This window comes from Bacillus sp. ISL-4, assembly GCF_018613275.1.
In the GTDB taxonomy this organism is placed as follows: domain Bacteria; phylum Bacillota; class Bacilli; order Bacillales; family DSM-1321; genus Peribacillus; species Peribacillus simplex_E.
Map to the genome: position 1 here is coordinate 30,474 of NZ_JAGGQN010000003.1, position 13,025 is coordinate 43,498.

Annotated in this window: 10 protein-coding genes and 1 pseudogene; 1 reads left to right on the plus strand and 10 read right to left on the minus strand. The window is 39.0% G+C overall.

Annotated elements, in window-relative coordinates; translation table 11 throughout:
* Positions 1–343 precede the first annotated feature (343 nt).
* From J7J00_RS01865 to J7J00_RS01890, 6 genes and pseudogenes are all read right to left on the minus strand, one after another.
* The gene (locus J7J00_RS01865; RefSeq protein WP_214786982.1) at positions 344–1,324 is read right to left on the minus strand and encodes an ABC transporter permease; all 981 of its coding nucleotides are present in this window, start codon (positions 1,322–1,324) and stop codon (positions 344–346) included.
* Positions 1,317–2,231: an ABC transporter ATP-binding protein gene (locus tag J7J00_RS01870; protein ID WP_214786984.1), complete on the minus strand. Its 915-nt coding sequence runs from the start codon at positions 2,229–2,231 to the stop codon at positions 1,317–1,319. The genes J7J00_RS01865 and J7J00_RS01870 overlap by 8 nt, the downstream gene beginning before the upstream one ends.
* Entirely contained in the window at positions 2,228–3,019 is a 792-nt protein-coding gene (locus tag J7J00_RS01875) for an SGNH/GDSL hydrolase family protein (RefSeq protein WP_286201137.1), read from the minus strand. Before J7J00_RS01875 ends, J7J00_RS01870 begins: the two co-directional genes overlap by 4 nt.
* 261 nt (positions 3,020–3,280) lie before the next feature.
* Positions 3,281–3,533: pseudogene (locus J7J00_RS28605) on the minus strand (bile acid:sodium symporter family protein); the annotation flags it as partial.
* A gap of 3 nt (positions 3,534–3,536) precedes the next feature.
* Positions 3,537–4,733 carry an MFS transporter gene (locus tag J7J00_RS01885; RefSeq protein WP_286201138.1) on the minus strand — a complete coding sequence of 399 codons (1,197 nt, stop codon included), beginning with the start codon at positions 4,731–4,733 and terminating at the stop codon, positions 3,537–3,539.
* 69 nt (positions 4,734–4,802) lie between these two features.
* Positions 4,803–6,935 carry a PAS domain-containing sensor histidine kinase gene (locus J7J00_RS01890; protein WP_214786990.1) on the minus strand — a complete coding sequence of 711 codons (2,133 nt, stop codon included), beginning with the start codon at positions 6,933–6,935 and terminating at the stop codon, positions 4,803–4,805.
* A gap of 373 nt (positions 6,936–7,308) precedes the next feature.
* Here J7J00_RS01890 and J7J00_RS01895 point away from each other — a divergent pair, with 373 nt between their 5' ends.
* A complete protein-coding gene (locus tag J7J00_RS01895; protein ID WP_286201139.1) occupies positions 7,309–8,223 on the plus strand; it encodes a YitT family protein in 915 nt (304 codons plus the stop codon).
* Between the two features lie 85 nt (positions 8,224–8,308).
* Here J7J00_RS01895 and J7J00_RS01900 read toward each other — a convergent pair whose 3' ends face one another.
* The 4 genes from J7J00_RS01900 to J7J00_RS01915 form a co-directional block, all read right to left on the minus strand.
* On the minus strand, positions 8,309–8,503 hold the full coding sequence (locus tag J7J00_RS01900; protein ID WP_034307294.1) for a cold-shock protein: 195 nt from the start codon (positions 8,501–8,503) through the stop codon (positions 8,309–8,311).
* 844 nt (positions 8,504–9,347) lie between these two features.
* Positions 9,348–9,554 carry a cold-inducible protein YdjO-related protein gene (locus J7J00_RS01905; RefSeq protein WP_061463486.1) on the minus strand — a complete coding sequence of 69 codons (207 nt, stop codon included), beginning with the start codon at positions 9,552–9,554 and terminating at the stop codon, positions 9,348–9,350.
* Positions 9,555–9,680: 126 nt separating this feature from the next.
* Positions 9,681–11,810 (minus strand): DNA helicase RecQ, encoded by a 2,130-nt coding sequence (gene recQ / locus J7J00_RS01910; RefSeq protein ID WP_214786992.1) that lies wholly within the window; start codon positions 11,808–11,810, stop codon positions 9,681–9,683.
* A gap of 154 nt (positions 11,811–11,964) precedes the next feature.
* The gene (locus J7J00_RS01915; protein WP_214786994.1) at positions 11,965–12,816 is read right to left on the minus strand and encodes a LysM peptidoglycan-binding domain-containing protein; all 852 of its coding nucleotides are present in this window, start codon (positions 12,814–12,816) and stop codon (positions 11,965–11,967) included.
* Positions 12,817–13,025 lie beyond the last annotated feature (209 nt).

Here is a 13,025-nt window from a genome sequence, read left to right on the forward strand (position 1 = left end):
AAGTTGCAGATGATTTCAGAAATCCACTCCCTTTCCGCCGACTGTCTGCCAAGCCTCATCAAAGCATGCGTCTGTGGGGTCTCGGCTGACAGTTATTCGGCAGGAGTGTCGACAAATTCGAAGAAAGGCCAGTTTACCTGCAGTTTTTTTATTTTTTTAAAAAAGTTGCAGATAATTTCAGAAATCCGCTCCCTTTCTGCTTAGTCTCCTCGCCGCGAGCATCTAGCGGGGTCTCGGCTAGCCATTAAACCGAGTCTTCTTTTGAAATCCTGTCCGGGGCGCGACGCTTCCGGAAGCCCTTTTGTCAACAAACTGAAACAACTAATAATCTATAGGCTGTTTATCAGTATACATCCCTCCGGGTAAATACTGTAAAAGATACAATTAAAGCAAGAGCCCACCAAACGAGCAAGGTAATGACAGATGATAATAAAGTCATCCCTTCTATCGGTGGAGCCGTCCCGCTAATATAAGCGGTCAACTTCAAATTCACCATAAAGAAATATTTCGCTGATTCCCATGATGAAACCATATTGTTCAATATAGCCCCGGAAATTAATGCAGCCAGCATGATTCCCATGCCTGCAGGGGTGCTCCTCACTAAAACTGAAAGCATGAAAGAAAGGGTCCCTACAACAACCGCCACCAGCCAGACAAGTCCCAAATCCATCAATAGGAATTTCCATTGTTCAACTAACCTTACTTGACTGACATCCACATCAGCTCCATTCAATTCGAATCCGGTTATTACGGGGGCTCCCCATCCTTGATACCCGAAAACGATTCCTGATAAAAGGTAAGACAATAAGGCTGTCATCGCCACGATAATCGAAACCGATAATAATAATGTTACATATTTGCTCAATAAGATTTTCCAGCGCTCCACTGGCCTTGTCAGCAGAAGCTTGATCGTGCCTTGTCCATTTTCGGAAGAAACCAAATCACTGGCTACAATCATGACTAACAGCGGAATGAATAAATCAATTGCATTTTCCAAAAACATGCGTGTAAAAGTAGCTGCTCCTGGTTCTGAGGGATTGATATCATGATCGAGATAATATTGCTGCTGCTTCAGACTTACTTGCAGCTGTTCACGCCACTCATCCAGCATCCTATTCGAGCCCAACCGATTTTGAGTATCAATGATTTGCTGCTGAAGAGCTGCACGCCAATCATCAGTTCCCAACTTCTCCCGCTGCTCTTCCACTTGTTTGTATTGGGCATATGTAAACATCAATACTAAAATTCCAACGATGATACCGATTATGATCAGCCGCTTTTTTGCCAACATCTTCATCAATTCATTTTGGACCAAGTTATTCAATGCCTGCACCTCCGACACCGGTAACTTGCAAAAACAACTCTTCCAATCCCGGGAGCTTTCGATTCATTTCATGCACCCTCACCCCTGCTTGGTTAAGTGCAGCATTCCATTCGGGTGTATTAAGTTCATCATAAGCTGTAATGATATATTTTTGATCTAAGGTAATATCGGTGAAGCGGCTAAGAATTTCCACTCCCTTTTGAATAGGGTCCACCCGCCAAATTATCCGCTCCTGCGCGGATAATAAGCTTTCCACTGTATCCGTTTTAATAATTTCCCCGCCTTTAATAATTGCGACCCTGTCACAAAGTTGCTGTATTTCACCTAATAAGTGTGAAGAAACCAGAACACTCATACCTTCTTCTTCAGCCAACTTCCTGATGAATTGTCGCATTTCACGGATTCCGGCAGGATCTAGACCGTTAGTTGGTTCATCCAAAATTAACAGCTTAGGGCTGTTCAGCATTGCCTGCGCGATTCCTAAACGCTGCCTCATCCCTAACGAATAGGTCTTCACTTTATCGTGAATTCTCGCTTGCAGACCGACGAGTTCAACAACCTCGATCATTCTTGTTTCATCGACTTCAGGTAACATTCTTGCAAAGTGGAGCAAATTATCCCACCCACTCAAAAATGGATATAATTCTGGATTTTCAACGATGCAGCCCATTTGCTTCATAGCCTTCGTAAATTCCTGACGAACATCATACCCGCATATATGGATGGAACCCGAGGATGGCTTAATCAATCCGACCAACATGCGGATTGTCGTCGTCTTACCTGCTCCATTCGGTCCTAAAAAGCCGAAAACCTCACCTTCATGCAACTCAAAATCTATTCCTTTAATAATTTCCCGTTTGCCAATCTTTTTTCTCAAGTCCCTAACAGACAATGTCACCTGTTTCATCGTTCCACATCCTCCCATTTTATTAAAGGAGCAACTCTATCAGCAATTAAACGATACCCCTTCTTATTAGGGTGAAATTTGTCCGAATACAAATACTCATTTACCGACAATTGAAATAAATCGAATGTTGGAACGAAAATTGCATTTTCATAATGAGCCACGACTTCTGCCGTTTCATTATTCCAGTCCCGTACGATGCGGTTCGTATCAAAGTCTTTATCCAAATCTATAAATGGATTATACAGGCCAAGCAACAAAATAGTAGCGGAATCATTGACTTTATTTATATCTTTAAAAATTTCATGTAAATTTCCCAAGAAATTCTTTTGTGATACGGATGTAGCTTCACGATCATATTCAAGCAGGGTCTGCCCTTTTTGAAATAAATCGTTACCCCCGATTGTAACTAAAATAACATCAGCTGCCTGGATTTGGCGCTTAACTTCCGGTTGTTTCACTTGCTGTACCAGTTCTTTAGACACTTGTCCATTAATTCCAAGGTTATGAATGATTGGTTTTCTATTATATTGACTCTTCAAATCTTCAACAACAAGTCCAACATAGCCTTTGCCTGTTTCATCACCTGTGCCACGTGTTAATGAATCGCCTATCGCCACTACCGTAAAATCATCGGGAAGATCATTTTTAATGGGGTTTTCTTCAATTACTTCCATATCTGATGATCTTTTTCCATAATGGTCCATAATCGCCCATCCTAAGCAAAATACAAAAAACAGGCCGATAAGAGCTGATACGATGGTAGTAACCAACACCTTTGGTTTACTCAAAAACACTCACCCTTCCATTCATTCTCTATCTTCCATTAAATCATATTATTTCCAAAAACAAAAAAACGTTTACTTATGGTTAAAAATCCCAATAACTTAATTGTTAACAGCATTTCTTTAATAAACCGCACTCTTCCCCTCTTTTTTTAATAAAAAAAGGCAGAAATGGGACTCATTTAATCCCTTTCTGCCTTTTTTTGATTTACGTTTAATCGATTCCTGACCAACCACGGAATTCCCTTTGATTTTGTCTACTCTTTTTGACCCGGAAACATGATGCCACACACTAAAGATGTCACTCGTGACGGCCTCTAGTAAAGAGAAATGAACTGTCGTTAATGCAGCACCTAAACCTGAGTTTTGCATGCCCACTTCAATTGATTTTGATCTTCGTATGGAAGTTTTAACACTTTAGCAGTAAGAAAACTAATAATCCAAACGAATTATATAGGACCATCACTCCGAATAAAGCAGGCCCTGATTCAAGTATCTTCTCCTTATTAGAACTGACCACTCATCATTTTTCAATTATACCTATAGGTTTCCCCATTACTTTTAAATTCTTTTCTAACTTCATGAGCCAAATTGTAAGCAGCATCCCGATCAGTGTGAGTAAACCAAAAAATAAATAGACTGAATATATTCCTGATTTTTCCAATAGTATTCCGCCGCTGAAGGTACTGAACCAGTTCCCCAATCCGTTGCCAATGGCGGAATAAAGCGTTATTGCTGTTACTGTTATACGTGCAGGGACAACTTCCCTGATATATTGTAAAGCTGCTGGAATGAATAAGCCAAGTGAAAACCCTTGAATGATCGAAGTCACATATACGGTAGCCAAACTTGGTTCGGTGAAGTACAAACCCCAGCGGACCAATGAAGCCGCGCCAGCCAATAAGGTAATTGGCAGCAGGCCTATCTTATGAATCCAGGCACCTGCCAATCTCATAAAGGGGATTTCCGATAATACAGCTAATAGGAACGCAATGCCAATTCCTGTATATGTTCCGCCTCTTGCCTCGACAAATAAGCCATAGTATACATTATTTGCAAGATTAGGACCAAAAAGCAAGAACGTTATTGCAAGAAAGATAATAAATCGCTTCATGGTAATCAATTCTTTCATTCCACCGAAAAGTTTCACTTTTCCACCAGGTGGCTCTTCGGGCAAACGAAGAGCCAGACTAGCCGCTATCAACAGGCCGAAGAAAAAGGCATAAAATATAACGGAAGGACCCATAAAGGATTCAGATAACTTTCCCATTACAAAAACAGCCACACCGTAACCAAGTGATCCGAATAAACGGATTTTCCCATAATTCGATTTGATTTTTGTTGTATATTGAAGGGTGATGCTATCAGAAACTGGTATTATCGCACTTTGAAAGATGGCCAAAGCAATTGCGACGGATACTAAAAGGAAATAATGTTCGAACAGCAAGTAGCCCAAACCGAATACACCAGCAAGAAACGATGTCATTGCAAGTATTTTTGCTGGTCTCCCGCTCCAATCACAGACAATTCCCCAAAAAGGTTGAAAAACGATCATCACTATCGGTCCAACAGACATGATCGTCCCTATTTCAATACCGGATAAACCTGCCTCATTGGCCAAATAAATGCTTAATAGCGGTGTTAAACTTCCCACTGCAAAAAAAGAAAAAAGGTAAAATACCTTCAAGCTAATAATATTGACATGCTTTTGTTTTTCCAAATCCCGTTCCCCCACGCAGACATCTTCTAAAAAATTGATGATTTTTTTCATTGCTTCCTATTAGGCATTTTAAATAGGAATCACGATATTAAAGACTGTTCCTTTATTGACTTCGCTCTCGACAAAGACATTTCCCGAATGGCTTTCTATGATTTTAAAGCTAATCATGAGACCTAACCCATTACCAGATTTTTTCGTTGTGAAAAATGGTTCTCCGAGTCTCTTAAGCTGCTCTGGCGGCATCCCAATTCCTGTGTCGGTAATGGATATATGCACATTATCCTCTTTAAGTTCAGTAATGACTTTTATGACCCCACCGTCAGGCATAGCTTCCATACCATTTTTAATGAAGTTCAATATGACTTGTTTTAACCGATTCTCATCACAACGAACGAGGATTTCTTCGTCATTACAATCCGAAATCAGCGTGATGTTCTTCTTCCTAGCTTCAAACTCCGTCAAAGATAAAATGTTTTGAATGATCGACACAAGATTCTTCGTTTCCAATATCAAAGCCTGTGGTTTGGCCAATTGTAAGAACTCTTCAACTATCTCATTCACACGATTGATTTCATCCATGATTATTTCTAGATATTCTTGTTTATTTTCGTCCGTTTCATCCAATTGCAAAAATTCCGTATACCCTTTCATCGAGGTCAGCGGATTCCGTATTTCATGTGCCACCCCAGCAGCAAGCTGACCGACAGCGGCTAATTTATCCTGCCGATGGAGCATCTCTTCAGATTGTTTACGCTCAGTTATGTCATATCTAAGTGCCAAAAACTGAAATGGCTTTCCTTCTTCGCTGAAAAATGGAACAATTGTTGTATCGACCCAATAAAAACTGCCATCTTTCGCCTTGTTTCTAATTTCACCTTTCCAAACTTTCCGTTCATGGACGGTCTTCCACATTTGTTCAAAGAATTCCTTTGAATGGTATCCGGAATTAACCATTTTATGGGTCTGGCCTATCAATTCACCTTTCCCATAACCTGAAACCTCCGAGAACTTTTCATTCACTTCAATAATGACTCCTTTATCATCGGTTATCGCCACAATCAAAGATTGGTTGATTGCATAATGCATATCTTCTAGTTCCTTGATTGACCCCTTTAAAGCATTTTCTGCTTTTTTACGACTGGAAATATCCGAACGGATGGAAATATATTGATATGGTTTCCCCTTTTTCATAAAAGGAACGATAGTTGTATCCACCCAATAAACATTACCATCTTTAGCCCGATTGCATATTTCACCATGCCATGTTCTCCCTTGGCTGATCGTTAGCCATAAGTCAGTGAAAAATTCTTTTGCATGATAACCAGAATTGATTATGGAATGATTTTTCCCTATTAGTTCATGTTTTTCATATTGTGATATTTCCAGGAATTTTTCATTAACATATGTAATAATTCCTTTTGCATCCGTGATGGCGACGATTGCCGATTGATCTAAAGCATAACGGATATCACTCACAGTATTATCGCTTTTTGCTAACCGACGGCCCACGATCGTACTTGAAGCTATCAAGCTTGCAAGTATGAATAATGAAACGAAGCATGTAAGATAAAGCATAAATGGAGTGAGTGGAACAAATTCACCCGTTTCATTTTTAACGTTCATCGGTAACACTCTCACAAAAAGATAATAGCCTTCAATGATTGCCCCACTCATCATAAGCGTACTGACTGGCTTTAGCGAAGATTGGCTTAATTTATTAAAATAAAATAATATTGCAAGCGCTGCTACAAATAATATAAAGATACTGAAAAGCGTACTGAGAACCGACAATGGGCTAAAATGCAAAGAGTGATTTAAAGATGATGTTCCCATTATATAATTGGATAAAATGGCCATCGTAAACATGAAACCGCAAAAAACAATTTGCAGGACTTGTGTTTTATACGAAATGGCCAATAACCCAGCCCCTGCGAGTGCTATCGCTAATGCTAACGAAAAAATTATTGTAGAAAAGTTGTATGCTGCCATTCCTGAATTATCGAGGGTGTATATGACCACAAAATTAAGCGTCCAGATAGCCACTCCCATAGAGCAGCTGCTCCCTATATATACCAGGCGTTTATATCTCTCTATCGTCAGTAATGTTGTCAGTAAATCTAAGGCCGTATAACACGCCATTATTATCAATAGTACTGCAATCATAAAGAGGACAGGATTTGATGCCACAATTGATTGTTCCATTTTTTTACTTGATCACCTCTACCGTTCTATTCTCCTATATTGTAATGTAAATTCATAGGACCTCAAAGGTTTTTTATTTCCTTACACCTGTATATTTTCACTCTGATTCTTTCGGCGCACCCCCTACCTCAAGAAAATGCAGGTTTTTTCATAAAATCAATAAAATGAGAAATACTATTGTTTTATATAGAGTAGAATATGAATACATGGTAATGACAAGCATTCACAACCCTGCTTCATCATTGCAGGGAATTATCAATAATACTAATAATTATTCAGGAATATAATAATTAGGAATGTTAATTTCTTTATTTAATTATACCTATAGGTTTATAATTAAATAGAACCTATATAGAGAGAAGGAGTGGGGGGCATGATTATGTCAGACCTGGCAGGTGCAAGCACAACAGAAATTATGCAAAAGAAGACCCAGCATAAAAAATTAACACTTAGACAAATTTTGCAGAGAGGTCTTTTAATTACAATCGGTGCGGTTTTAATGGCTGTCGGCCTCGAGATTTTTTTAGTGCCGAATAACGTAATCGACGGGGGCATAACGGGTATATCGATTATGTTATCTTACATCACTGGATGGAAGCTTGGAATCTTTCTTTTCATTTTGAATCTTCCTTTCTTTTTTATCGGTTATAAACAAATCGGAAAAACCTTCGCGTTATCTACCCTTTATGGAATTTTAGTCCTTTCCATTACCACTACATTGCTTCATCATGTACCAGCTTTCACTCAAGATATCCTCTTAGCGTCCGCTTTCGGCGGAATGATTCTTGGCATTGGTGTTGGAATGGTCATTCGATATGGCGGCTCATTGGATGGTACAGAAATACTTGCTATTCTCGCTAGCAAGAAGCTCCCTTTTTCCGTTGGGGAGATCGTCATGTTTTTTAATTTATTCATCCTTGGCAGTGCGGGCTTCGTATTCTCGTGGGATCGTGCCATGTATTCGATCATAGCTTACTTCGTGGCATATAAAACGATGGATATCGTCATCGCAGGTTTGGATGAATCCAAATTTGTTTGGATTATCAGTGATGAATTTAATGATATCGGCGAAGCGATAATGAATCGTCTTGGACGGGGCGTAACCTTTTTAGTTGGAGAAGGTGCTTATTCCGGTGATGATAAAAAAGTCATCTTTTGTGTAATAAACAGGCTTGAGGAAGCAAAACTTAAAGAGATAGTCAAAAGCTTCGATCCATCTGCATTTCTTGCCGTAGGGGATATCGCGGAAGTTCGAGGCGGTCGATTCAAGAAAAAAAATATCCACTAACCTCATCTGCTTTTTGCTTCATCCAATTGGCAAAAAGATAAAAAAAGCTGAAGGGAGAATCCCCTTCAGCTTTTTTTATCTAGCCTTAATAATTTCTTGGATTGTTGATTGCTTGAAGCATTCTGGTGCCGGGTTTCATCTCGCTACTACATAACGGACAAACATGTTCATCATTACTTGTAAAGTTATCGCGAATCCAACCTTTGCAATCTTCTGATGTACATTCCCACACCTTTGTTTCTTCAGGAATGATTTCTTCCGTATTATTTCTTCTATACATATATCTCACTCCTTAGAATTGAATTGACTCCGTCCTGCATAACAGATCACAAGCCATAAAGATAAAAGAAAGAATAGATGGCGTTTAATCTAAATTGTGAGTAAATAACCATTCGTAAATCTAAGTATGATTATTGTTCTTTCAAACAAACATTTGAATGGTAAGAACTTGAGATTACGACATGAATTTTTCATATCTCATTAACCATTATATCATATATATGCTTTATATATTTGAAGAAAGATTCTAAAAAAGAAATGATTCCCCAAAATGAAACACAGTCCCTGACTTACCCTTCAAGATAATCGAGACTGCGCTGTTTAAGAATCCATTTCATATGGTTCTTCCTGCTCGTTCAATGAACATTTCAAAGTGTATCGAGCATGAGAGTAATTTTTAATGCCAAAACCTAAAACAATGAAAGCCCTGCCTCTCTCCCATCCATACGGTTCCTAGACCGTGCCTGCGAGAATCAGATAAAAGCTTGTAAGTACATGTTTATTAATTAAAACCGTCCGTAATTCCAATTGGGTAGATTAAATTCCAAAAGACAAATGGTACATAGAAGTAAGTTAATGAAGAACAGAAATGGATCGAGGAAAATAATTACATGTAGTTCTTTTTTCTAGATGTATTTAACTTGTTCTACTTCATCATGAAAATGATGAAAAATTATTTTATTAATAAAAATGTTACTTTAAATTACCCTCCAGTGCTTTCTTTTCATAACACTGAAACTTAATAATACCATAAATATTTTTATATGTAAAGCGTTAATCAAAATGAAATCACTCGTCATACTTCTTCTTAAAATAAAAAATAAAGAGGCTATGATTCACCTCTTTTATTTAAACGCATTATACTCATTTTCAATTTTTGGAAGTTCTCTGACTTCCTCAACTAATTGACTTCCGCACATTGGGCAATCATAGTTTTCCGAGGCAAAATCTTTTCTCATCCAACCATTGCAATCTGCTGATCCACATGCATATACTATCGTATCTTCCATAACGATTTCTGGTTCCTCTGAATTCTTTTTACCAAAATACATGAGCAACCTCCTCTTTTTTATATAAAGACTCTGATTAAAGGCGCAAAATTTCTCCTTTTTATCATTTCTAGTATACGCAATAAACTAAATTCTTATTTATTCAATGAAGAAATTATCAAAAAAACCTTAACACCTTTCGTTTTCCAACCCTGCTTTAACCAAGATCGCTTTAATCATGAAGTAGGAAATATGCTCAGGCAGGGCTTCTTTTAGTGGTTTCAATTTTTCAGAAACCAATTGTTTCGCTGTTTCCAAAACAAGATCAAACTCTTTATCCGAGAAAATATCATCCCATTTGATATCCAAGTGTTCTTCTGCACACTTTAATAAATGATTTTCAATTGAAACGGAAGACAGCCCTCTCAATGTTCCTATTTCCTTGATTGATTTGCCTTCCCGATATAAGCGATAGCTTTCTAAATGAGATGGTTTAGTAGCTCGCTTTACCGTTTCCTTTGTAACCATAGTATTCGTTTCTAAATCAGGATGTGCCTGTACATATTGGGAAATCCCTTGTAAGAACACAGATCCGAAGCGTTCAAATTTCTGCATCCCTACGCCCTTAACTTCAAGGAATTCCTCTTCCGTCCTCGGCAGTTTGACGGCCATATCTTTCAAAGATGCATCGGAAAAAATAATGAATGGAGGTACATTTTCCTTACTTGCCAATTCTTTTCTTAACTGTCTTAACTCTTCGAACAACCCATGATCCGCACTGATGCTGCTTACTTTTTTTATTTCCTTACGCAGGACTTTTTTCTGTCCCATTAACACTTCCCTGCCAGCATTGGTAACCTTGAGGACCGGAAACTGGCCCCCCGTCATTTCGATGTACTGTTTTGCTGTCAGGAAATCAATGAAATCACCTACATCCTTCGCAGATTGATCTTTGATGATGCCATAGGTTGAAAGCTTCTGGAATCCGAACTCTTCAATTTTCTTATTGCGTGATCCCGTAAGCACTTGGGAAATCATCGTTTTACCGAACCGCTCACCCATTCGCAACATGCATGAAAGGACCATCTGTGCCTGTGTAGTTACTTCAACAGAGTCACGTTTATCTGTACAATTTTCGCAATGACCGCAATCTTCCGGGTTTTCTTCTCCAAAGTATCGAAGGATGAAGGCTTGCAAGCACCCTTCTGTAAAACAATAATCCTTCATCCTGTTCAATTTCTTCAATTCCTGGGATTGCCACTCCTGCGAGGGATTTGATTGATCAATCAAGAAACGCTGTATCTGCATATCCTGAGGTGAATATAAGAGGATACATTCACTATCCAAACCATCCCTCCCTGCACGGCCCGCTTCCTGATAATAACTCTCCATGTTCTTTGGAGTTTGGAAATGGATGACGTATCTAACATTCGACTTATCGATTCCCATCCCAAAGGCGGATGTTGCCACCATCAAGGGAACGTCATCACGAATGAATTGGTCTTGCTGTTCCGACCGGTCTTGTTCATTCATGCCAGCATGGTATCGACCTGTTTTGAATCCGGCTTTAATAAGCTTGGCATACAAGGTATCGACTTCTTTCCTAGTGGCTGCATATATGATACCCGATTCACTTTTGTTTTTCTCTAAATAGCGCATTAAAAACCGTCCGCGATTTTCTTCTTTCACAACGGAAAAGAACAGGTTATCTCTGGAAAATCCCGTTGATACTGTATGCTGCACGGATATTCCCAGTGACTGACATATATCATCGGTCACATGCGGTGTGGCTGTTGCCGTTAATGCCAGTACAGTCGGAGCTGATGGCATGTTTTTCAATAAGGTTTTGATTTTTAAATAACTTGGTCTAAAGTCATGTCCCCATTGAGATATGCAGTGAGCCTCATCAATGGCAACCAATGAAATTTCCACACTAAATAGATCCTGTTGAAATGCAGGATTTTCCAACCGTTCAGGTGCAACATAAACCAGCTTATATCTACCGTGCTTAATATCGTTCATTCTATTGGATGATTCTAACCCAGAAATGGAGCTATTAAGAAATGTGGCATCAATCCCATTTTGTTCGAGGCCATCTACTTGGTCCTTCATCAAGGAAATAAGTGGGGATATCACGAGTGTTACACCTGGTAACAGAAGGGCTGGGATTTGGTAACATATTGATTTACCTCCGCCAGTAGGCATGATTCCCGCTGTGTTTATCCCTCCCAAAACCTGTTCGATAATCTGTTCCTGACCTTTTCGGAATGACTCATAACCAAAGTATTCTTGTAAATATTCACGTGCTTTTTCCATCAATTCACTACTCCTCCAATTTACCTTGTTAGGATTTATAAGGATCTATTTCTTTCATTGTACCTGCTTTTCCCGTGAACCAAAAGGACAAAAAAAGCAGACACATTATGTCTGTGTCTACTTTTTTCAATATATAAACATGTTTTGTATGGTTTAATTAATTCAGGATTTGAACTTTGACGTTTTTAACGCCCCAATTATTAGCATCTTGTTCATTAGGAATAAAGATGTCCACTCTATTTCCTTTGATGGCACTGCCAGTATCTGCAGCCGTCGCGTAGCCGTAACCTTCGACATAGACTTTTGATCCAAGTGGAATGACTGATGGGTCTACGGAAATCACTTTTGCATTCGGGTTGGCTTTCAAGTCAACTCCTGTAGCTGTTGTACCGCTACATCCTTGACAGCTAGCCGTATAAGCAGTTGCTCTAACAGTGATTTCTTTTTCGATTCCTGCTTGATTGCTGGATTCATTGTTTGTGTCTGCTTTCTCTGATGATTCTGCTGGTTCCGATTGTTCAACCGGCTTTGTTTGTTCTGCTGGTTTCGATTGTTCCACTGGCTTTGATTGTTCTGCTGGTTCCGGTTGTTCTGCCGGGGCAGCTTGCTCTGATTCCTGCGCAGGCCCTACACTCGCAGCTTCGACTTTGTTAGCCGCCGGTTTAATGACCAGTTTCTGGCCAGGACGAATTGTATCTGAATTTAAACCGTTCCAAGATTTAATATCCTTTACTGCTACATCATATTTGTCTGCAATTTCCGATAAGGTATCCCCAGACTTGACTTTATGGTGCTCCTCTTGAGAAATATGTATGTTTTCCCCTGCATAAATCGTGTCTGAAGATAAATCGTTCCAAGACTTAATATCTTCTATTGATACTTTATACGTTTGAGATATCCCCCATAATGTGTCTCCATCTTTCACTTTGACATCTTCTGCTTGTACCGGAATTGTAAATGCACCGGATATTGCAGCCGCTGCCGCTAACGATAAGATTGATTTTTTCATATGTTGTTACCTCCTTGTGAGCTGCTTTATAAGCTACGAGTTAAATCTTAACATAGTTTTTTTCTATTCAAAGAACAAACAGATAAAGAATAGATGACAAACATCACAGTAAGATAACGAGACTATAACAAGATTTTATAATATTCTGAAAAAACATCATTTTCCAGATAATTTCCTTTCCTGACCAAGGGAGTCATATTATGCTTTAC